Origin of the sequence: Sphingopyxis solisilvae (assembly GCF_015475875.1) — a bacterium.
In the GTDB taxonomy this organism is placed as follows: Bacteria; Pseudomonadota; Alphaproteobacteria; order Sphingomonadales; family Sphingomonadaceae; genus Sphingopyxis; species Sphingopyxis solisilvae.
In genome coordinates, this window is the sequence record NZ_JADKYM010000008.1 from 1 (window position 1) to 20,518 (window position 20,518).

Sequence of the window (20,518 nt, forward strand, 5' to 3'; positions counted from 1 at the left end):
CAATGCTGAGCACTGCGAGTTGCACATCTGGGCGGCGCAGGATTTCAGCAGCCTGCCTTCGACCCCTGCTCTATCCGGCGTGGCTTTACCGGCTTCAGCTTGTCCGCCAGGCCCTCGATCAGCGCGTCGATCGATGCGTCGGTCATTCTCATTCGCTTTCAATCAGGGCGGCGAGCTTCTTCAAACCGCGATGGATATTCACTTTGACCAGCGACTCGCTCTGGCCACAGACTTTCGACGCTTCGGCTATCGAGGCGCCTTCAATCTTGACGAGGGTGATCGCCTGCGCCTGTTTTGGCGGCAGCAAAGACATCAGGTGTTCGATGCTGAGCCGCGCATGCACCGCTTCGTCTTCGGCACCAACGGCAGCATCATTATCGCCAAGTTCGACCTCGACCCGCTGTCGGCGCAGCACGTCGATCCAGCGATAGCGCGCGATGGCCGCGAGCCACGGCAGAAAAGCCCGGTTCGAATCCCACGTCGCGAGCTTTCGATGCATCGACACCAGTGTTTCCTGAACAAGATCGTCGATTTGATGCGGCGCAATGCGGCGTGCAAAATAGCGTTCGAGCCATTTACGGCAGTCGGCCAGCAGCGCACGATATGCCGCACGATCCCCCCGCTGCGAAGCGGCCATCAGGCGCGCGAGCGAAGGTTCGTCGAGGGTCATTTCGCCCGCACTCTAACAAGCAGCGCATCGAGCGAGAACAGCCCACCGCCGCGCACGATGAGGATTGCGGCCATTGCTGCCCACAGCGAATGCACCGGCCACCAGGCATCGGGGAAAACGAAAATCTGGATAACGAGCGTCATCACCAGCAGCGCACCCGCCGAAAAGCGCGTCGCGAGGCCGAAGACCAGCAGGATCGGGAAGAAATGCTCGGCAAAAGTCGTCAGCGGCACTGCAAGGACGGGATCGAGCGGCAGCCCCGAAAATTCGGATGCGAACAAATCATATTGCGACGGGTCGATCTGCAAGTAGCTGCCCTCGACCACTTTGGTCTGTCCCGATCGCCAGAACACGCCCGCTAGCGCGAGGCGGAGCAAAAATATTGCGACGGATTCGGGAATGCGCGAGGCAGCGATCTCCACGCCGCGGTCATAGAGTGCGACTAAGCGATTCATCATCCAAGCCTTTCAAATGCCCCGGCGTCGATCAACGCCGCTAGTGCGGCGCCACCGTCAGGATGGTCTTCGGCGAGACGTGCGAGCAGGTTACCGAGCTGCGAAATTTCTTTCGCGAGATCGAGTACGCCTGCCGTGACAGCGTCAGTGGGCCATAGTTGCACATCGGCGGCGGGACGCGTGAAAAGCAGGGTCATCGGACCGCAGCGCAGCGCGGGATCGACGAGTGGCGCTGCGTCGGTCGCAAGGGAAAGGGTCCGCGCCGCCGGATGGAGGCGAACGGCCATTCCGAAAAGAGTCGCTTCGTCACATCCGGCGAGATCGGCGAGCCCGAGCGCCAATGCGTCGGCAGCGTTATAGCTTTCGAGCCAAGCCCACTCGACGCGTGCCAGCTCGGCAGCCAGCGAATCGCCCAGCCAGTCGGCAAAGCCTGCGCCAATGTCGGTCAGCGACCGCCCCTCGGCCCCGCCGGCATCGAGGAACGCGCGCGAAAGGCGGTTGAACGGCCCTTCGCCCAGATGGACGCGCGTTCGGGGAAACGTCTCTTCGAGCGCGACGAGCCGTGCGTGCGAGATGGTGTTGGCGTGAACCCGCAGCCCGCGCAGTACGGCGGCCTCGTCCCCGGCGAAAAGCGCGTCGGGCAGGTGGCCGGGTCCGTGCAGCAATGTCGCTGCGAGAGCCCTTTGGTCGCACTCAAGCAAAGGTCACCTCGGATAGCAGCAGCGCGTCGGCAGTCATCGCCTCCGCCATGAGCGTCGCATAATCCGGGACGTCCGTATCCCATTCCACAAGTACGGGCTTCGGCCCGCCGCGCGCAAGCAATCGGGTCAGCAAGTCCCAGCAACTCGATCGAACGGGCGAGCCGTGATCGTCGATCGCGATCATTCCGCCCATGTCGTCGTCCTTCACGGCATGGCCCGCGACATGGATCTCGCCCACAAGACCGGGATCGAAGGCGTCGAGCCATGCGATCGGATCGAGACCGAGATTGAAGGCCGAAACCTCGACATTGTTGATATCGAGCAGAAGACCGCAGCCACTGCGCCGGCAAAGCGCGTGGAGGAAATCGACCTCGTCCCAATCGCTCTGCGCATAGGCGAGATAGCGCGATGGATTTTCGATCAGGATGGTGCGGCCGAGCCGGTTTTGGACCTTCTCCACCTCGGCTACGAAATGATCGAGCGCCGCATGCGTGTAGGGGATGGGAAGCAGGTCGGGAAATTTGTCGTTCGGGCCATTGCTCCAACTCAGATGGTCCGAGATCATCGCGGGCTGGTACCGGTCGCACAGCGCCGCGAGCGCCTCGAGTTCATCCAAATCGACACCCGCGGCGGAGCCGATCGACAGACCGACCGAATGAAAGCTGAGCGGCAGACACTGGTCAATCGCGGTCAGCCAGCGATGCGGTGGCCCGCCCGCGCCGAAGTAGTTTTGGGGGTGCACTTCGGCCCAGGCGGGCGCCGTCCCGCGCTCCGCCGCCGCGAGCACATCGGCATAGTGCTGAGGTTTGAGCCCTATGCCAGCACGCGGCGGCAGCGATTTGAGCGGGGGAGCGGTCACGAAAGGCTTAGCCCTTGCGCGGAACCGGCTTGGCATTGCCTTTGTGTGCGGTCAGCGTGCCGCCCATCTTGACGCAGCTGCCCTTGGCGACGCTCTTCCAGGCATTACCCTGATAATCGACAGTCGAGGTACCGGCGCAGCTGGTGCCCGGGCCTGCGGCGCAGTCATTCTGGCCCTTCAGCGATACGCCATAGCATTTCTCGGTCTTGCCTTCGGCCGCCACGGCGGCCCCGCCGAAAGCGTTGCCGGCAGCCATGGCGAGAACGGCCGAAGCGGCGAGCGAAAGTTTCAGTCCGTTGGTCATTTCAATCTCCCTTGGGAAAATGGGCGATGCGAGCGATTGCATCGTCTGCCGGTTCGCAGCCCTTCTTGAGGAGGTTACGCCGCGCCCAATTATCGCGACGGGCGCAGCGTCGCGACTGCGCCGCTGTCCAGTATCGCGTGGACCGCGCCGGTAATGTCGGCATCAGAATAGAGCGCGTGCGCCGCGGCCGACGCTGCACCGATCGTCTCGCCGATCCGAAGGCCCGAGAGGATACGGTGTTCGGAAGGGCCAATGCGGCGCGCGCGGACCGTGCCCGCCGGGCGCGTGATCAAAATCCCCTCGGCCTGCCATTCAGTCGTGACCTCGGCGCGATGCGGCGCGAAATGCGCGAGCCAGATCGAGGGGGCGGGCACCGCGAACCACCCGAATCTGGTCGCGGCGTGCAGCCTGGCGCGGCTCGACGACCATTGCTCGGCGGTCATGTCCGCGATAACCGCCGGTGCGACAGGAGCATCGGCCGGCGCGCGCGCCGACGCGAGCTGCAGCCGGTCGATGCTCGCGACCGCCGAGAGGTAAGGCAGCACGCGGCCGATGTTCCGACCGACGATCCACTCCGGGAAAACATCGCCATAGGCGGCAAGTGCGGGACCGTCGGGCGGGACTGCAGCAACGAACTCGCACGCGAGATCGTGAAATGGCGCCCGCCCAAGTATCGCGGCGACTATCGGATAATTGCAGGCAAGCGCTTCGACAACCACGCTCGGCTGTGGCACGCGGCGCGGCGCGCGCGGTACGCCGAATAAACCGCGGGCGTCGAGGGCCGTCCGCTGGACAGTGGCAATATCAGACATAATCACATCCTCTCCTCAGGATGGGAGCCCCGGCCCGCGGCCGGGGCATCCGGTCAGCGCTTCTTGGGGGTCAGCGAGCCGACGCCGTTCGGCGTCTTGATCTTCGTGCAGGTGCCCTTGGCGACGTATTTCCAGGCGTTGCCCTGATAGTTGGTCGTCGAAGTGCCGGCGCAGCTCGTGCCCGGACCCGCAGCGCAGTCATTTTTGCCCTTCAGCGAAACGCCGTAGCACTTCTCCTTGGTCGGCTGCGGCGCGACCGGACCAGCCTGGACGGCAGCGGTGGCAAGGAACGAGAGGGTGGCGGCGGCAAGCGCGATTGTCGATTTGTTCATGATGAAATCCTTTCGGTTGTGAACGCCCTTAAGGGCGTGCCTCCTCATCGGCTGAAACGAGGGCGCAGTCCGCTACCCAAATCGCATCGTTTCCATGCTTAGCGCGTCAGCAGGTTGGCTCGACCATATGCCCACCGATGGCCTCGTGCAGAATGAAGCCCTCAAGAGGGTCGAAATCGCCGCGCCACGGCGCTGCTTCGAGCGTGTGCATCGTATCGGCGTAACCTGCTTCACGGCGCTGGCGGATGCCCGACGGGCTGAAATCTATGTCCTTGCTGTGATCCTCGCCCGCCAGCGCGGGGGCGAGCAAGCGAATGACGTGCATGCGCGTCGGACATCCATAGGCGGCGAGTTCGGCAACCTCGGGATCCTTGCGGCTTGCCCCGGGTAGGTGAGCGCTCAGTTCGGTGATCACATGGCGAAGTCGGTGGAGCTGGCGCTGGCGGCGGATATGGGTGCCGGCGCGGCTCGAATATTGAACGTCCTTCTGGCGGTTCATCACATCCCAGATCGTTTCCGGCTCGGACCCATGCGAGTTCCAGATGTGAACCGCATAGACCATCGAATCACGCCGCGGATTATCGTCGAACACCGCCTCGACCGGCGTGTTCGACAAGATGCCGCCGTCCCAATAGAGGTCGCCGTCGATCCGCACCGCCGGAAAGGCCGGCGGCAGCGCGCCCGACGCCATGACATGGTCGAGGCAAAGCGGCGTGTCGCGCGAATCGAAATAGCGCATCTCGCTGGTTGTCACGCAGGATGCGCCGACGGTCAGCCGCATCTCGCCGGCGTTGACGCGGTCGAAATCGATGAGGTCCGAAAGCGTCTCGCGCAGCGGCTCGACCGAATAATAGCCCGCATTCTCTGCCCCCAACGTAGAATAGACGCTGCCAAAGGCCGCAGGGTTGGGCCTGAAGAAGGTTGGCAGCCCGCCGACGATCGTTGTGAAGTTGCGAAAGAAGCTTGCGATCGGTGTCGGCAGCCCCTCGTCGAAGATGTGTCCATGCTCGATACGGCGCCAGAATTCGCCGAGCCGGTCCATCCTGTCATCGAAAGCGCTGCCGGCGATGATCGCCGCGTTGATCGCGCCGATCGAAGTGCCGATCACCCAGTCGGGTTCGATCCCGGCTTCGTGCAACGCCTGATAGACGCCAACCTGATAGGCGCCAAGCGCGCCGCCACCCTGCAGTACCAGCACTTGTTGCCCATGTGCCTTGAGTTCGCTGGTCAGATTCATTTGATTTCTCCAGGGCTGAGCGTGTCGCCGCCGGTAATCAGGCGCGCGCCGCGTTCGAAGGTAAGATAGTTCCAGAGCCAGTTCGCGCCGACGAGAAGCCGGTTGCGAAAGCCCGCGAGGAAGAAGATGTGCGCAGTGGTCCAGACGAGCCAGGCGAGTACGCCCGACATCCGCAGCCAACCGAAGTCGATGACGGCGCGGTGGCGGCCAATCGTCGCGAGATTGCCATAGTCACGGTAGCGGAAGGGCATCGCGCGACCGCGAAGGATCTGGCGCGCGACATGGCGTCCCTGCTGCTTGGCAACGGGCGCGATGCCCGGGAGGCAGCGTCCCGTCCCGTCGGTGAAAGAGGCGGTATCGCCGATCGCATAGATGCCCGCCAGGCCGGGGACCGACAGGTCTGGTCTGACGATGACGCGCCCGGCGCGGTCCGCTTCAACGCCCAACCAGGCGGCGGCATCCGATGCGCGGACACCCGCCGCCCAGATGACACTGTGCGTGGGCACCCGCACGCCGCCGATGTCGATATAGGTGTCGGTAATCGCGCTTACCCTGTTGTCGGTCATCACCGTGACGCCCAGACCTTCGAGTGCCTTGCGCGCTTTGTCGGAAAGGCACGGCGGAAAAGACGCGAGCAGCCGCGAGCCCGCTTCGACGAGCAGCACGCGCGAGCAATGCGGAGTGATGCTGCGGAAATCCTGCGATACCGACCGCCGCGCAAGTTCGGCGATCGCGCCGGCCATTTCGACCCCGGTGGGCCCGCCGCCGACAACAACGAAGGTCAGCAGCGCCTGGCGCCGCAGCGGATCGGGTTCGGTCTCGGCGCGCTCGAGCGCGAGCAGCACCTTGCGGCGCACTGTCGTCGCGTCATCGATCGATTTGATCCCCGGCGCGTGGATTTCCCAGTCGTCGCGTCCGAAATAGCTGTGGCGCGCGCCCGTCGCGACGATCAGCCTGTCGAAGCGCACCGTGCGGCGGCTCGCCATCAGCACGCGTCGTTCGCCCGCATCGATATCGATTACGGTATCTAAAAGCACCCTCACATTTTTGTGTCGCCGCACGATCGAGCGGATCGGCGCGGCGATGTCGGCGGGCGAAAGTCCGGCGGTAGCGACCTGGTAGAGTAAGGGCTGGAACAGATGATGGTTGCGCTGGTCGATCAACGTCACGCGGACATTGCCGCGCGCCAATTCTCGCGCGGCGGCGAGGCCGCCGAAACCGGCCCCGATGATCAGGACATGGAGAGGCGAGGCGTCGCTTTTCATCGCCTACCCCCGCGCTGTGCCAACTCAGCCAAGACGCCGCGCGGTGGGGTGACACCCTGACCGCGCGGCGACGGTTGCACCGGCCTGGAGACGAAGAAAGCAGCGAGATGTGGCGCGAGCGGCGGTGTCGGGAGAGTCATTGCGCCGTCCACCCGCCATCCACCGGCAGCGCCGTGCCAGTGATCGACTGCCCGCCGTCCGAGCATAGAAAGACGGCGAGCGCGCCCAGCTCGTCGACGCTCGCGAACTTCTTGCTTGGCTGCGCGGCGAGCAGGACATTCTCAATGACCTCCTCGCGTGTGATGCCGCGCGCCGTTGCCGTGTCACCGATCTGATTTTCGACCAGGGGCGTCCAGACATAGCCCGGGCAGATTGCGTTGCAGGTGACGCCGTGCCGCGCGCCTTCGAGCGCAACCGTCTTGGTCAGCCCGACGATGCCATGCTTCGCGGCGACATAGGCGCTCTTGAAGGGAGAGGCGACAAGACCATGTGCCGATGCGACGTTGACGATGCGCCCCCAGCCCACTTCCTTCATCGGGCCGAAGGCGGTGCGGATCGTGTGGAACGCCGCCGACAGGTTGAGCGCGAGGATCGCGTCCCATTTGTCCACGGGAAAATCCTCGATCGGGCTGACGTGCTGGATGCCGGCATTGTTGATCAGGATATCGGCACGGCCGAAGCGCGATAGCGTATCATCGACCAGCCGGGCCGCGCCCTCGGGCCGCATCAGATTGGCGCTGTCATAGTGGACGCGCACGTCGCTGCCCGCCTCGATCTGCGCGCAGAGGCGATCGATCGCAGCCAGCTCGCCGAGTCCGTTGAGGACGATGTCGGCGCCCGCATCGGCAAGCGCGCGCGCGATTCCGAGGCCGATGCCGCTCGTCGATCCGGTGACGATGGCGACGCGCCCGCTGAGCGGACGGACGGACGGCGGGGCGGGCTTGAGTTCGGCCAGCGGCTGAACGGTCATCTCTCTTCTCCTCGAAACTGGAATGCTCCGAAGATGTCGGGCGCGACGCCGCGGCGGAAATGCCGTTCGTGCATGGAAACCATAAGGACAATCGAATGTCCGCGCGGAGTGGCTGCGGCTAGGTTCCAGATGTCCCGGGAAGCGGCCCCGCCGTTACCGACTCCCTGGCCCCCTTGCGTCGGCGTCGTCGCTTCCCGCGGACAACAGGTTCGCAAACAACAGAGGAATATCGCTATGAACTTTAATCGCTTTTCGACGGTGGCCGCCGCGTCGGTCGCCCTTCTGGCCAGCACGCCCGCCTTCGCCGGCACCTGCCCCACCGGCCAGGTCGGCGCCAATCCGCTCAAGGATGCGCCCACCATGCCGAGCAATGTCACCGACACCGTCATCGGGTCTGTCGATCTTGGAAAGGAAATCGGCGTCGATAACCGCGACCTGCGGATGCGCCGCCTGGTCGTCCAGCCGGGCGGCATCGTTCCGATGCACAGCCATGCCGGCCGCCCAGCGCTGATCATCGTCGTATCGGGGGCGATCACCGAGTATCGCAGCAGCTGCAAGGTCGGCATCGACCATCGCGCGGGCGAGATTTCGAGCGAATCCGACGGGATTTCGCACTGGTGGCGCAACAACGGCAAGACTGCCGCAATACTCCTGTCGGCCGATGTGAAGGCGCGCGACTGACAGGCGGTACCGGAGCGTGTCCGAACCTCCGTCCCGGACCGCTCCCGGCGCGGCAGCCTTGCTTGCAGCACCGGATGCCGCGCCGTTTCCGATTCTCGCGCAAGGAATGACATTTTGACCGACCCCTATCGCGCCGGAATCGATATCCTCGCACAAACCGGAACGACACAGGACGCGCGCCGCAACCGTGCCGCAGAGGTCGCGCCCGATTTCATCCGGACAGCCGTGAGCTTCGCCTATGGGGAGATTTTCGCGCGGCCGGGCCTCGACCTCAAGACACGCGAATTGGCGGCCGTCGCCGTTTTTGCCGCGTTGGGCCGCTCAAATAAGCAGCTCCGCCAGCACGTCCAAGCTGCTCTCCATCTCGGCTGGAGCCGCGACCAAATCACCGAAATCCTGATCCAGACCGCAGCGCATGCCGGCGTCGCCGCGGCGATCGACGCGCTCGCCGAATGCCACGACCTGCTTGCCGAAAGCGTTCCAACGCCGGACTGCTGTTAGTGCTCAGGCGGCGAGCGTCGGCCATTCGTGCCGGCGTGCCTCGCGGACGAACGCCCCAACCGCCGGTGAATGCGGGCGACCCCGCATCGTGGCCAGATAGACGGTGCGGCTATATTCAGGCTCGATCAGCGGGCGCACGACCAGGTCGGCGTCGGTCACGCTATGTTCTGGGAAAAAACCGAAGCCGAGTCCCGCCTTGATCATCTTCTGGACCCATTCGTCACGCGGGCTGCTGAACACTTTTTTCGGCACCACGCCGCGCGATGCAAAATCGCGCGCTACGGCCTTGAACACCTCGCACGTCGAGCGGCTGACATAGGGTTCGCCGTCGAGATCGGCGACGCGGATGGCGTTGCGCTCGGCCCATCGATGTCCCGGTGGGAGCACAATCACAAAGCGCTCCTCGAAGATCGGCAGCTGGTGGAACTGGTCGGGCAAATCTTCGGGCACGCCAACCAGGCTCAGGTGCAGGTCACCCTTTTCGAGCGCGTCGATCATCGACGACGCCTCGCCATCGATCACCCGCACCTCGACGTCGGGATGCGCGGCCTGGAAGCGGATGATCAGGTTGGCCACCAGATCAGGACCGATCGTACACATCGCGCCGAGCGTCAGCGTGATATTCTCGGCCCTCTTCGCCGAAAGCGCAACGGCCTTGGCCGCGCGCGCGGAATCCGTAACGCTTTGCAGATAGGGCTTCATCATCCGGCCGAGTTCGGACAGGTGCGTATTGCTGCGTTCGCGGTGGAACAGCGGCCCGCCCAGTTCGTGCTCGAGCTGCTGGATCGCGCGCGTGAGCGCGGGCTGGCTGACATTGCATTTCTCGGCGGCACGAGTGAAATTGAGCGTCTCGGCAAGCGCGACGAAATAGCGGATCTGTTGCATTTCCATTGGCGTCGTTCCCTAATCAACGCGGACCAAGGTCGGTGCTCCACGCCACCCTTGACTAGCGGTTCGTCGCCCCCGCGACGGAAGTTACAGCGGACAGGCGCATTGCTATGATGATCGACAATGTCATCACCGCAACGGCCGCCCACGCATAAGCGAGCCGCGCTGGCAGACCGAGCAGGATCAAGCCGTCGTTACTGCCCGGAACGAGCATCGAACCCATCCCCATCAGCGCCCCGCCGACGCCGCAGCGTAGCATAGTCGCGGCGCGCGGGCGACCGTGGCTCAATCTTCCAGCGATCGCGCCGCCTGCAATAGCGCCGCTGAGCAACGCCGCCGCCATGGCGAGACGGAGCGGCAGCATCGCATCCATCGATTGCGCCAGCGCAGCAAGTGCATCTGTATAGGCCCAAGCGCCGGCACTCAGCAGCGTCGCCACAAAAGCAACAGCGATAACCAAGGTCGCGCGGTGCGGGTGCCAGAGAAACTGGCCGAGGTGCGGTGCGCGGATCGCACCCGCTAACCGCCAGATCAAGAGTAGGAAAAAGAGGCTCGCGATGGCCGCGCTCCCCCGACCGGCTCCTAATTGGGTGGCGGCACCTGTCGGAGCGGCCACCGAAATCGGCAGGGCGCAGCCAAGAAAGAAGCCGAAAGGCGTCGCAAGATAGGCCCATTCGCCGGAACCTATGCGTGCGACCGCGCCGAAGACACAGGCCCGGTTCACCCAGGCGCCGATGCCAAGCAGTACTCCGCCCGCGATGGTGACAGGACTGACGGGATAGGCGGCCGGAGTCATGTTTAGCCAACCCGCAGCCGTCGCCAAAAAGGCCAGCCCGCCGACCCAAACAGCTGCCTCGGCCAATGCCAGCGCCCGGCCAGCGCGCCGGTGATTGAGCAGCTCGTCGATGGCGGCCACCAGGCACGTCGCACCGCGCTGAATGGCGAGACCCATCAGCGCAGCCGACAAAAGTGCGATGACCAAAACGGCAATCGTCGGGATCATTGCGTTGCGGCGCTCGCGATCGACGCCGCCACCTCGCTTGCCATCCTGAACTGCGCCTCGCGATCGGTGATGTGGTAGCGGTTCGCGATCGCACCGAAGTCGGTCCACGCCACAGCTACGCGCCCTGCGGAATCCTCCGTCACCAGCATGCGCACCGGCCAATCGAGCCCCGCAAGCGGATTCGATTGGAGGAACTGTACGCCAAGCGGCGGGTTGCCGAACAATATGAGCGTCGAGCGGCGAAGCGGCAGGCTCGCGCCGAGCGCGAGTTCAGCTTGATCGATCGTCGCAAAATGTTGGATGCCCTTAGCAGTGACGTCGGCCACCAGCTTGTTCACCGTGGCGTCGAAGCCATTGGCGCTTTTTAGCGTCAATACGTCGCCCGCCGTTTGAGCGCGAACGGGGACTTCGCTGGCACGGCCAGCCGGAGCGACCGACAGCAGCGATCCCGCCGCCATGGCCAGAACGAACGATTTGAAACGATTCATGTGCGAACTCCTGCGAAGATTGTCGCAGGCCGGTATCACCCGCCGCCGCGGGTAAGGAAAATTGCGCTTTGCTATAGGATCAATGCGCTCATTGCATTTCCCAATCGGATTAGACGGCGTCTTGATCGATACCCCCGGCTACGACCGTGCCGTGATCGGCCGGCAGCTCGTAAAGGCGGCCGGAACCTGGACAAAGGGTGGGGCTCTGAAGGGGTAGGCGAGCGATGTTCGCTGGAGCACTTCGCGAGCCAAGCCGGCCATCTGGCGCTACGCTTCACCGGTCGCGAACCGATCGTCCGTTTCTGCCAGCGGCTTTGACGGGCGGCGCAAACGCGGCTGTCTTTCCGGCATGATAACGATGCAGCGCGGCTATTGGACGCTCAAAACGAGTCCCGATAATCCGGGCCGATCTGAAAAGCCGAAGGACAGACCATGAAACTAGCTTCCGCCCTCCTCGCCTTTGCCATCGGCCTCGGCGTCAGTCCTGCACATGCGCAATCACTCGCCGACCTTGCCTTTCTCGAAGGGAGCTGGACGAGCAACCGCAGCGGTTTCGTCATCGAGGAAAACTGGACCTCCGCCGAAGCCGGCGTCGTCATCGGCATGTCGCGAGGCACTCAGGACGCCGCGGTGCGCTTCCTTCGCTTCGCCGTGGTCGAACAAAAGGGCGACGCCGTAGTCATGCGGTTCAAGCGCTATCATTCCGACTATCGCACGTGGGAAACGAATGGGCCGAGCGTCATGCGGCTAGCGAGTGCCGAGCCTGGTCAGGCCGTGTTCGAGGCAACAGATTCCTCCTCCGACGTTCAGCGCATCGTTTATCGCGCGCGCGCGGACGGGACCATCGACGTCACCGCAAATCGCGCCGACGAGAAGGGCCCCTATCTGGTCGAATTTTCGCTGAGCAAGGCTGGCTAAGCCTATTTGGGCGCAGAGCAAGGCATTTGTCGCCACACAATCGCGGCAGATGCGAATGCGGTAATAGTGGGGATTCCAAATGAGATCGGAGCCGCCAATTTTATCGAGCCTGCCGAAAGCAAAATTGAGGCGGTGAGGGCGCCCGAGACCCGCCCTGCAAGTCGGGCCGTCCCTTGCACACCGCCAGCCGAAGCCGCCCGGTCAACGGGCACGGACGGGAACAGCGTCCGGTTGTCCGGCGTTTGATACAGGCCGAAGGTCTATTACTTGCGCTCAAACCCGCAGGACGTTCGGCAAGATTCCTATTCGAATTTTAACATGCTTTGGATCGCGCTCGGTGCGATCGGCCTGTCGGTGTCAATCTTTGGCGGCATGGTCGCCAAGAGGATTTGGTAACTCAAGCCGGTCCAAATGAAGTTGCTCCGAAACGTCCGACTGGATCGCGACCCAGCCCGCCGGCCCCCCGCTATCACTGGACCTGGCCGACAGCGGTCAGACGGCTTCAGCCGCGAGAAGGGCGAGAGCCGACATTGCCTCTGCCGCCCGTCGGGAGATGACGACGCCCGCAAGACTCATGACGTGCGCGCGATCGTTATCGTGTAATCCGCAACCAACGTCCAGCGCTGTCGGTTTGAAGATGAACGACAGGCTCGAAGGGAAAATTCGATGGCGCAACAACCTCAGGCCGGGAAGGTAGGAGAATCCCCATCCGAGAAGCGCGGCAAACAAATTGCCGCTTCCAAGCTCCGGAAGGATGTGGGTAGCGGCGAAACGATACGCAGATCGCCGAGGGATAAGGAGTCGGACCTGGACCGCGCCCCGAAGTGGGAACCGCGATATGCCGGTTCGAACCGGCTGAAAGGCAAAGTGGCCATCGTTACCGGGGGCGACAGCGGAATCGGACGGGCCGTGTGCGCGCTTTTTGCGCGCGAAGGCGCAGATATCGCGATCGTTTACAAGAACAACATTTCCGACGCCGACGACACGGCGGCAATCGTGAGAAGCGAAGGACGTGACGCAATTCTGATCAAGGCTGACGTCGGCAAGACAAGCGCCGGGGAGAAGATAGCTTCGAGGGTTCTGGCGAAGTTCGGACGCATAGACATCCTCGTAAATAATGCAGGTGAGCAGCACCCGGCGGAAGATATTCGTGATATTAGCCCGGAGCAGCTGCAACTGACGTTCGCGACAAATATCTTCGGCATGTTCTATCTGGTGCAGGCCATACTTCCGCACCTCAAAAAGGGTTCTGCCATCGTCAACTGCACCAGCGTGACGATGTATCAGGGAAGCGGCGGCCTGCTCGATTATAGCGCCACCAAGGGGGCTATCACCGCCTTCACTCGGTCCCTCAGCGAAAATCTTGTCGACAAGGGCATCAGGGTGAACGCGGTTGCCCCCGGTCCGATCTGGACCCCGCTGAACCCGCGAGGCGGTGCGCCTGCTAAGAAGGTCGCCACTTTCGGCGAAACCACTCCGATGAAGCGGCCGGGCGAACCCAATGAAGTCGCGCCAAGCTTTCTGTTTCTCGCATGCGACGACAGCAGCTACATGTCGGGGCAAGTCCTTCATCCCAATGGCGGCACAATTGTGAACGGTTAAGGACCCGATTGAACACGGCCCGCTGGCAGAATCTCTGGCCGCTTCGTGACTGTCCGGTTTCCGACTCAAATCTGCTCAAGCTGCTGTTCGGCGGTCCATATTCCCCTTTGACGAGACACCAGCGGAAAGGTCGCCTCACACACCGTTCCGATCCCTGTGATACTTTGATGCAGGGAACGATGGTGTCTCCCGGAGACTTACAGTGAGCAGTGGATGCGCCGATCGATCGTGTTTTGCGTCGCACGGAAGCTGGCGTCACGCGCAACGGTTGAACAGCGACACAGATTCCAGGGTGAGAAATGACAGACCAGCACACGTCAGACACGGAGGCCCGTTTCGTGCGAAAGGTGCTGATTTTGGGCGCCGTCGCTGTCGCCGTCGGACTGGTCATCACGCTGCACGATCTCCTGATCCTAGTCTTTGGGTCCGTCGTGATCGCCGTTCTGCTCACATCCATTGCCAACCCCATCGAACGCTGGACAAAACTGAACCGTGGCTTCGCACTGACCATTTCGATCTTGATTGTAGGAAGTACCATTGCAGGGGCCGGTGCATTGTTTGGCACGCAGGCGGCTAAGCAGGCGCAAGAGCTCTCGACGCAGATCCCTGTGGCATGGGACAGCGTCCGGCAACGGCTTTCGACTTGGGGGGTGAACGTGCCGCCTTTGCGTACCGGCGACACTGGCGAGAACGACCAGCTGGCGAGGGCGCAGGCGGCGGAAATCGAGACCAAAACAGGCAGGCTCGCTGACATCGAGCAAAACTTACTAGGCCGGGTGGGAAGTCTGGTGATGACCTTATTTGGTGCAATTGCAAACATCCTGCTCGTGATCGCTGGGGGTATATACCTCGCCGCACAACCAAAGCTCTACCGCGCTGGGTTACTCAAACTCTTGCCAGCGGCAAGGCGCAATCTGGCGGACGAGGCCTTGCTGCATTGCGGTGAGGCTCTCCGCCTCTGGATGTTGGGCACCTTGGTGTCGATGGGTCTGGTGGCGGCCGTCACCGGCACCGGCTTGTGGCTGCTTGGCGTCCAATCTCCGCTAGCCCTGGGCCTCCTGGCAGGCCTTCTAGAGTTTGTGCCGATCGTCGGCCCCATCGCCGCTGCCACCCCCGCGATTTTGGTGGCATTTTCGCAGAGTCCCGAACTCGCCCTGTGGACGCTGGGGCTCTTCGTGATCGTGCAGCAGCTCGAAGGCAATGTCATACAGCCTCTTGTTCAGCGATATGCAGTAGATCTGCCGCCGGCGCTTATGCTCTTTTCCGTGGTAGCCGGAGGAGCCCTGTTCGGGATCGTAGGGATCATTTTTGCCGCCCCGCTTACGGTCGTTGCATTCGTGCTGGTAAAGCGGCTGTATGTTCGCGAACTGTTAGAAACTGAAACCAAGCTGCCACATGAGAAATGACAGTAGTCACGATGTCGCGGCCGTGCTCACCGTGCGCCTGTTCGAGATCTTGCATGCCCATCCGGAGCTGTCACGCGCCGAAGCCTTGAAACAGGTCGAACGCGAGATCCGCAGCGACGCGCGCGACGATCCCTATCTCAAAAGCTGGTCGCACCCTAGCGCCTGGGCGCCCTTTTCGCTCATAGGAGATATCGGTCGCGAAATGTCCCGCGACTAATTGACGGTTGTCCGTAGCATTCTGGCTGTTTAGGGACGGTCCGGTTTTGGCGAGAGACCGGAAGAAGCGGACCTCCGCAGCCCGCCGTACAACCATGATCGGAAGCGACCGATTGCGGACGTCGGTTTTGTATGTATCCTCCACTATATGTTTGGGGGAGCGACCGATGATCGGCAGGCGAAAGGCAATCACAGCGGTGGCGTGCGCCACGTTCATGCCGGGAACGGCACTGTCTTGTCAGATATCATCGCCTCGCCCCGACCCTGTATTTGACAGGCAGACGCAGGAAAAACATTTAAGACTAGTCGAGAGGTTTTTCGAGAAGATTGATCAGGCGCGGTCGTTCGAAGAAATCGAGCGCTCGACCGAGAGCTTGCGACGGGCGAGTTTTCGGTGGCCCGCTCCGCAACCAACTGACCTGCTGGAAGCCACGCCAGTGGGCGATTTGGTGATCGTGCGAGCGCGAGGCATTGAAGCGACGCCCGAGAATGAGTGCAATCCGTTCGTCACGGTCCACGCCTACTACTCGTTCCATTTCGACCAAGACCAGATCGCTTTGATGAATACGATTAGCTACGGCGCTCTCCAGCCCGCCCCAGAGCTACCGGCGGCTATTTCGCTGGAACTATGTGAAGGCGCGCTACTCGAAACATTACCGGATTACCGAAGAGGAACTGCGCTGGCTCAGCGGTCATGTCGAAGAATTGGGCCGCGCGGTTCAAGCCATTTGTTCCGAACGCATTGCTTTGCTAGAGCGCCAAGCGAAATAGCTTAGTCCTCGAAGGGAAGCCCGAATGGAAGATGCCGAAACGCTGGTCACGCTGACCGCCGATATTGTCGCCGCGCATGTCAGCAACAACAGCGTTACCATCTCGGATATCCCACTGGTCATCCGCTCGGTGCACGAGGCGCTCGCCGGTCTGTCATCGAAGACCGAGCCCGAACCCGAACCGCAACAGCCCGCAGTATCGATCCGCGCGTCGGTCAAGCCCGACTATCTTGTCTGCCTCGAAGATGGCAAGAAACTCAAAATGCTGCGCCGCTACCTGCAGACCAATTTCGGCATGACGCCCGATGAATATCGCGCGAAGTGGAACCTGCCGAAGGACTATCCGATGGTGGCGCCGAACTATGCCGAAAAGCGGCGCGAACTTGCGAAACAGATCGGTCTCGGCACGAAAGGCCGTGGCGGCGGCCGCAAGCCTGGCGCGCGAGGTCGTGCGAAGGCAAAATGACCATCGCCGCCCAGATCGAAGCGCTGATCCAGCGCCTCGATGGTGTCTCGATTTGCGATGACTGCATTACAGACCGTCTCAATCTGTCGGTGCGCTCGCAGGCCAATGTTGTGACACGCGGCCTCGGCGGTGCGAACGATTATGCCCGCGAGAAGCGGCCCTGCGGTCTTTGCAGCTCGGTCAAGATTTCGACCTCGCATCGGCGCTGACGCCCTCGGCGAACGCCCGCTTCCCGCGTCGGCGCCATAGCAAAACTTGCTGCTCGCGTGCCTCGCCGCGCAGCGTCGCGGCCGCGTCAACAAGCAGCCCGAGAATGACCGCGCGATCGTCGCCGGTGAGCTCGACCAGATCGGCTTTGGCGACGAGCCCGCCAAGTTCGATCAGCTGGCGTGTGCGCTCGCGGCGCTTCACTTGCCATGCCCGCGTGTCATGTCGCGCCCGTTTCGCCTGAAGGCGATTGCGCGCCTGCACCGCTCGCCGCAGCGCCGCCCGCGTTGCGGCCAGCGCCTTTGCGAGCGCGGGCGCCGTCCCCGCAAAAGAAGGCCGCGCCGCTCTTGCGCCACATCTCCTTCCGCGCGGCGTCTGCGCCGACGGCGTCGAGCAGCGCACCGGCAAGTTGTTCGATCGACAGCGCATCTGCCCCCGTCGCAATCACCAGCTCGCCGAGCTGACTTTGCTTTTTCGTCTTGAGCGCCTTGGCCTTGTCGGTCAGCGCCTGGAGTTCGGCGTCGAAATTTCTCGGTTTGCGCATCGTCTGTCCTTCCATTTGTGAGGGTCGGACGATCCGGCTATGCCGAGTCTCACGCGTGCACAAGCAGCTGAAATCTCCCGAGACTTTGTGATCCCGAGCGCGATGAAATCGTGTGAGGGCGCGCTTATACGTCGTGCCGACGTGCTCGTTTAGCTGTAAATGGATAGCCCTTATGGCGATCTATCATTTCACAGCCAAAGTGATTTCCCGCGCTGGCGGCAGCAGCGCGGTCGCGGCCGCGGCCTACCGGTCGGCCGACCGGCTCCACGACGAGCGGCTCGGCCGTGCCCACGACTTCTCCAACAAGGCGGGTGTCGTCCATAGCGAGGTCATGTTGCCCGAAGGGGCGGACAAACAGTGGCGCGACCGCGAAAAGCTCTGGAATGACGTCGAGGCTGCGGAGGTCCGCAAGGATGCCCAGCTTGCCCGCGAGATCGAGTTCGCGATCCCGCGCGAGATGACCGAGGAACAGGGCATCGCGCTCGCGCGCGACTTCGTAGCCCGCGAGTTCGTCGACCGCGGCATGGTTGCCGACCTCAATGTCCATTGGGACATCGGCGCCGATGGCCTCGCGCGGCCGCACGCGCATGTCATGCTGACGATGCGCGAGATCAGGATCGGCGACGATGGCAGCGCTAAGTTCGGCGCCAAGGTGCGCGATTGGAACCGCACCGAGCTGCTGTCGCACTGGCGCGAGGCGTGGGCGGATCATGTGAACGAGCGTCTGGCCGCGCTCGACATCGACGCACGCGTCGATCACCGCACGTTGGAAGCGCAGGGGATCGACCTCGAACCCCAGCACAAGATCGGTCCTGCGGCATCGCGGATGGCAGCTGAAGGGCTGGAGGCTGATCGGCTCGCCGAGCATATCGAGATCGCACGCGCGAACGGCGATAAGATCATCGCCAATCCTTCGATCGCGCTCGACGCCATCACGCACCGCCAGGCGACGTTCACGACCCGCGACCTTGCAATGTTCGTGCACCGCCATAGCGACGGCAAGGCGCAGTTCGATGCGGTGATAGGCGCGGTGAAAGGATCGCCCGATCTGGTCGCGCTCGGGAAAGACGGGCGCGGCGAGGAGCGGTTCACGTCGCGCGCGATGATCGAGACCGAACAGCGGCTCGAACGTGCCACCGCAACGCTCGACGCGCGCCGCAATCACGGCGTTGCCGCGCGTCATCGCGAGCGCGCACTGGCGCGGGCGTCGGCACGCGGGCTCGACCTGTCGATCGAGCAGCGCGGCGCGCTCGAACATGTCACGTCGGCGCGGGGGATCAGCAATGTCATCGGCTATGCCGGAACGGGCAAGAGCGCGATGCTCGGCGTTGCCCGCGAGGCATGGGAAGCGGCGGGCTATCGGGTTCAGGGGGCGGCCTTATCGGGCATTGCCGCCGAAGGTCTCGAACAGGGTTCCGGCATTGGCTCGCGCACGCTCGCCAGCCTCGAGCATCAATGGGCAAATGACCGCGAGCGTCTCACCGACAAACATATCCTCGTGATCGACGAGGCGGGCATGGTCGGCACACGGCAGCTCGAGCGCGTCGTGTCCGAAGCCGAGCGGCAGGGTGCGAAAGTGGTGCTGGTCGGCGATCCGCAGCAGCTGCAAGCGATAGAGGCGGGCGCGGCGTTCCGTTCGGTCGCCGAGCGTCACGGCGCCGTCGAGATCATGGACATTCGCCGCCAGCAGGAAGAGTGGCAGCGCGAGGCGACGCGCGAGCTTGCGACCGGAAGGACGGGCGGGGCGATCGGGCGCTATGTCGAGGCGGGCCATGTTCACGCCGCCGACACGCGCGAGGCGGCGCGGGCCGCGCTGGTCGATGCGTGGGACCGCGACCGGCAGGCGCATCCGCATGCCAGCCGGATCATCCTGACCCACACAAATGACGAAGTACGCGCGCTCAACGACGCGGTGCGCGACCGGATAAAGGCGAGCAGAGCGCTCGGCGCCGAAATTGCCATCAGCGTCGAGCGCGGCGAGCGGATGTTCGCCGCCAACGACCGCATCATGTTCCTGAGGAACGAGCGCGGCATGGGCGTGAAGAACGGCTCGCTCGGCACCGTGCAGGCGGTGAATGCGATGCGCATGGGCGTGATGCTCGACGACGGGCGCCATGTCGCGTTCGATCTGAAGGACTATGCCCATGTCGATCATGGCTATGCGGCGACGATCCACAAGGCGCAGGGCATGACCGTCGATCGGGTAAAGATGCTCGCGACGCCGGGGGTAGACAGCCATTCGACGTACGTCGCGCTGTCCAGACACCGCGAGCGGGTCGATCTTTACTACGGACGCGACGATTTTGCGAGCCAGTCAAGGCTTGTCCGCGCCGCCTCGCGCGAGCGCGGCAAGGATATGGCGAGCGATTACAAGGCGGCGGAACCCGCGAAGGTGGTCGAGCCCAGGCGGTCGATGTTCCACGGGCTCAAGCGCACTGTCCCGCGCAAGGCGCTCGAAGATCCTGCGCCCAAACTGCGGCGCGATGATCGCCTCTCCGAGGTGAAAATCAATGCCCGCAGTCTCGATCCGGCCGCAGCGCGCTCGCCGCTCGACAAAGCGGTCGCGCGCTTTGCGCGGGCGACCAAGGACATCGTCGATGTGCGGCGGGCTGGCGGCAAGGAGCTGCCCCACGAACTCGCCGCCTATGGCAAAGCCGGCCAGGAGCTTGATGCGCTCCGTCCAGGCGGCGCGAGCGATCTGCGCGAGGCGTTCGAGAAAAGCTACCAGCTCACCAGCGACGCGGCCGAAGGGCGGACTGCCGCCGCCATCGCTGCGATGGACCGACAGGGCGCGCAGCGCGTAGCGGCCGAACGCACGGCGCGCGAGCGCGCTCAGCTGGCCGCGGCGCACGAGAAGCGCGCCGAGATGTTTGTGGCGAACTGGAAAAAGCAGAGCGCGCGGGCGAAGGACGCGCCGACCTATGCCGAACGAGACCGGGCGCGCGCCAATCTGACCGACATGGCGAAGAGCCTGCATCGCGACCCGCAGCTCGAGTCGCTGCTCCGGAATCGCCGCGCGGACCTCGGCCTGAAACCTTCTGCGACAGGATCGATGTCTCACGATCTCCAGCAATATCTCGGCCGTGGACGAGACATGGGGATGTCGATGTAGGCTGCACCCAAGACCCAGAAGCCTGTCCGCACCCCGCCCGCCACCGACGCCGCCAAGGCCTTCGAAGAGCTCCGCCGTGAGATCTCGCTGCAGCGAACCGCGATCGAAGGC

At 63.4% G+C, this 20,518-nt stretch carries 25 protein-coding genes and 1 pseudogene; 10 read left to right on the forward strand and 16 right to left on the reverse strand.

From position 1 onward, the window contains the following. Window positions 1–148 precede the first annotated feature (148 nt). From IR187_RS07370 to IR187_RS07415, 10 genes are all read right to left on the reverse strand, one after another. On the reverse strand, window positions 149–670 hold the full coding sequence (locus IR187_RS07370; protein ID WP_194953965.1) for a sigma-70 family RNA polymerase sigma factor: 522 nt from the start codon (window positions 668–670) through the stop codon (window positions 149–151). Continuing rightward, window positions 667–1,125 carry a DoxX family protein gene (locus IR187_RS07375; protein ID WP_194953966.1) on the reverse strand — a complete coding sequence of 153 codons (459 nt, stop codon included), beginning with the start codon at window positions 1,123–1,125 and terminating at the stop codon, window positions 667–669. Before IR187_RS07375 ends, IR187_RS07370 begins: the two co-directional genes overlap by 4 nt. Continuing rightward, window positions 1,125–1,826 carry an HvfC/BufC N-terminal domain-containing protein gene (locus IR187_RS07380; RefSeq protein ID WP_194953967.1) on the reverse strand — a complete coding sequence of 234 codons (702 nt, stop codon included), beginning with the start codon at window positions 1,824–1,826 and terminating at the stop codon, window positions 1,125–1,127. The genes IR187_RS07375 and IR187_RS07380 overlap by 1 nt, the downstream gene beginning before the upstream one ends. Then, a complete protein-coding gene (bufB, locus tag IR187_RS07385) occupies window positions 1,819–2,685 on the reverse strand; it encodes an MNIO family bufferin maturase (RefSeq protein WP_324187655.1) in 867 nt (288 codons plus the stop codon). Before bufB ends, IR187_RS07380 begins: the two co-directional genes overlap by 8 nt. Before the next feature lie 7 nt (window positions 2,686–2,692). Further along, complete coding sequence (locus tag IR187_RS07390; protein WP_194953969.1) at window positions 2,693–2,989, reverse strand: BufA1 family periplasmic bufferin-type metallophore; 297 nt, start codon at window positions 2,987–2,989, stop codon at window positions 2,693–2,695. Between the two features lie 89 nt (window positions 2,990–3,078). Continuing rightward, on the reverse strand, window positions 3,079–3,801 hold the full coding sequence (locus tag IR187_RS07395; RefSeq protein ID WP_194953970.1) for an HvfC/BufC family peptide modification chaperone: 723 nt from the start codon (window positions 3,799–3,801) through the stop codon (window positions 3,079–3,081). A gap of 53 nt (window positions 3,802–3,854) precedes the next feature. Continuing rightward, window positions 3,855–4,133 carry a BufA1 family periplasmic bufferin-type metallophore gene (locus tag IR187_RS07400; RefSeq protein WP_194953971.1) on the reverse strand — a complete coding sequence of 93 codons (279 nt, stop codon included), beginning with the start codon at window positions 4,131–4,133 and terminating at the stop codon, window positions 3,855–3,857. Between the two features lie 106 nt (window positions 4,134–4,239). After that, window positions 4,240–5,370: a patatin-like phospholipase family protein gene (locus IR187_RS07405; protein WP_194953972.1), complete on the reverse strand. Its 1,131-nt coding sequence runs from the start codon at window positions 5,368–5,370 to the stop codon at window positions 4,240–4,242. Beyond that, window positions 5,367–6,635 carry an NAD(P)/FAD-dependent oxidoreductase gene (locus IR187_RS07410; RefSeq protein ID WP_194953973.1) on the reverse strand — a complete coding sequence of 423 codons (1,269 nt, stop codon included), beginning with the start codon at window positions 6,633–6,635 and terminating at the stop codon, window positions 5,367–5,369. Before IR187_RS07410 ends, IR187_RS07405 begins: the two co-directional genes overlap by 4 nt. A gap of 136 nt (window positions 6,636–6,771) precedes the next feature. Beyond that, complete coding sequence (locus IR187_RS07415) at window positions 6,772–7,605, reverse strand: 3-hydroxybutyrate dehydrogenase (RefSeq protein WP_194953974.1); 834 nt, start codon at window positions 7,603–7,605, stop codon at window positions 6,772–6,774. 234 nt (window positions 7,606–7,839) lie between these two features. On the opposite strand from IR187_RS07415, the gene IR187_RS07420 reads away from it, so the two are divergent. Together IR187_RS07420 and IR187_RS07425 are read left to right on the forward strand one after the other, a co-directional pair. Beyond that, window positions 7,840–8,286, forward strand: a complete 447-nt coding sequence (locus tag IR187_RS07420) for a cupin domain-containing protein (protein WP_194953975.1) — start codon at window positions 7,840–7,842, stop codon at window positions 8,284–8,286. A 114-nt stretch (window positions 8,287–8,400) separates the two neighbouring features. Then, on the forward strand, window positions 8,401–8,787 hold the full coding sequence (locus IR187_RS07425; protein ID WP_194953976.1) for a carboxymuconolactone decarboxylase family protein: 387 nt from the start codon (window positions 8,401–8,403) through the stop codon (window positions 8,785–8,787). A 3-nt stretch (window positions 8,788–8,790) separates the two neighbouring features. Here the strand turns inward: IR187_RS07425 and IR187_RS07430 are convergent, their stop codons facing one another. From IR187_RS07430 to IR187_RS07440, 3 genes are read right to left on the reverse strand one after another with little or no spacing between them, the layout of a single operon-like run. Beyond that, window positions 8,791–9,678 (reverse strand): LysR family transcriptional regulator, encoded by an 888-nt coding sequence (locus tag IR187_RS07430; protein ID WP_194953977.1) that lies wholly within the window; start codon window positions 9,676–9,678, stop codon window positions 8,791–8,793. Between the two features lie 55 nt (window positions 9,679–9,733). Next, window positions 9,734–10,678: a YeeE/YedE thiosulfate transporter family protein gene (locus tag IR187_RS07435; RefSeq protein WP_194953978.1), complete on the reverse strand. Its 945-nt coding sequence runs from the start codon at window positions 10,676–10,678 to the stop codon at window positions 9,734–9,736. Continuing rightward, on the reverse strand, window positions 10,675–11,166 hold the full coding sequence (locus tag IR187_RS07440) for a DUF302 domain-containing protein (protein ID WP_194953979.1): 492 nt from the start codon (window positions 11,164–11,166) through the stop codon (window positions 10,675–10,677). The genes IR187_RS07435 and IR187_RS07440 overlap by 4 nt, the downstream gene beginning before the upstream one ends. 432 nt (window positions 11,167–11,598) lie before the next feature. Here IR187_RS07440 and IR187_RS07445 point away from each other — a divergent pair, with 432 nt between their 5' ends. The 4 genes from IR187_RS07445 (at window position 11,599) to IR187_RS07460 (ending at window position 15,309) form a co-directional block, all read left to right on the forward strand. Beyond that, complete coding sequence (locus IR187_RS07445; RefSeq protein WP_194953980.1) at window positions 11,599–12,084, forward strand: DUF6265 family protein; 486 nt, start codon at window positions 11,599–11,601, stop codon at window positions 12,082–12,084. A gap of 666 nt (window positions 12,085–12,750) precedes the next feature. Further along, window positions 12,751–13,686 (forward strand): SDR family oxidoreductase, encoded by a 936-nt coding sequence (locus IR187_RS07450; RefSeq protein ID WP_194953981.1) that lies wholly within the window; start codon window positions 12,751–12,753, stop codon window positions 13,684–13,686. Between the two features lie 299 nt (window positions 13,687–13,985). Beyond that, window positions 13,986–15,092: an AI-2E family transporter gene (locus IR187_RS07455; RefSeq protein ID WP_194953982.1), complete on the forward strand. Its 1,107-nt coding sequence runs from the start codon at window positions 13,986–13,988 to the stop codon at window positions 15,090–15,092. Next, entirely contained in the window at window positions 15,082–15,309 is a 228-nt protein-coding gene (locus IR187_RS07460; RefSeq protein ID WP_194953983.1) for a CHAT domain-containing protein, read from the forward strand. The genes IR187_RS07455 and IR187_RS07460 overlap by 11 nt, the downstream gene beginning before the upstream one ends. A gap of 301 nt (window positions 15,310–15,610) precedes the next feature. On the opposite strand, the gene IR187_RS07465 is transcribed toward IR187_RS07460, so the two are convergent. Continuing rightward, window positions 15,611–15,826 carry a hypothetical protein gene (locus tag IR187_RS07465; RefSeq protein WP_194953984.1) on the reverse strand — a complete coding sequence of 72 codons (216 nt, stop codon included), beginning with the start codon at window positions 15,824–15,826 and terminating at the stop codon, window positions 15,611–15,613. Window positions 15,827–15,935: 109 nt separating this feature from the next. Between IR187_RS07465 and IR187_RS16725 the strand changes: the two are divergent. From IR187_RS16725 to IR187_RS07475, 3 genes and pseudogenes are all read left to right on the forward strand, one after another. Then, window positions 15,936–16,079, forward strand: a pseudogene (locus tag IR187_RS16725) (nucleotidyltransferase); the annotation flags it as partial. Between the two features lie 24 nt (window positions 16,080–16,103). Then, window positions 16,104–16,544, forward strand: a complete 441-nt coding sequence (locus tag IR187_RS07470; protein WP_194953985.1) for a MucR family transcriptional regulator — start codon at window positions 16,104–16,106, stop codon at window positions 16,542–16,544. Then, a complete protein-coding gene (locus IR187_RS07475; RefSeq protein ID WP_194953986.1) occupies window positions 16,541–16,753 on the forward strand; it encodes a hypothetical protein in 213 nt (70 codons plus the stop codon). The genes IR187_RS07470 and IR187_RS07475 overlap by 4 nt, the downstream gene beginning before the upstream one ends. On the opposite strand, the gene IR187_RS16985 is transcribed toward IR187_RS07475, so the two are convergent. Both IR187_RS16985 and IR187_RS07485 read right to left on the reverse strand, forming a co-directional pair. Continuing rightward, window positions 16,725–16,955, reverse strand: coding sequence for a conjugal transfer protein TraD (locus IR187_RS16985; protein ID WP_324187656.1), 231 nt, complete (start codon window positions 16,953–16,955; stop codon window positions 16,725–16,727). The two genes, IR187_RS07475 and IR187_RS16985, sit on opposite strands and share 29 nt — an antisense overlap. Window positions 16,956–16,971: 16 nt before the next feature. Then, the gene (locus IR187_RS07485; protein ID WP_228765626.1) at window positions 16,972–17,295 is read right to left on the reverse strand and encodes a conjugal transfer protein TraD; all 324 of its coding nucleotides are present in this window, start codon (window positions 17,293–17,295) and stop codon (window positions 16,972–16,974) included. A gap of 172 nt (window positions 17,296–17,467) precedes the next feature. Here IR187_RS07485 and traA point away from each other — a divergent pair, with 172 nt between their 5' ends. Continuing rightward, the gene (gene traA / locus IR187_RS07490; RefSeq protein WP_194953988.1) at window positions 17,468–20,407 is read left to right on the forward strand and encodes a Ti-type conjugative transfer relaxase TraA; all 2,940 of its coding nucleotides are present in this window, start codon (window positions 17,468–17,470) and stop codon (window positions 20,405–20,407) included. Window positions 20,408–20,518: the final 111 nt, after the last annotated feature.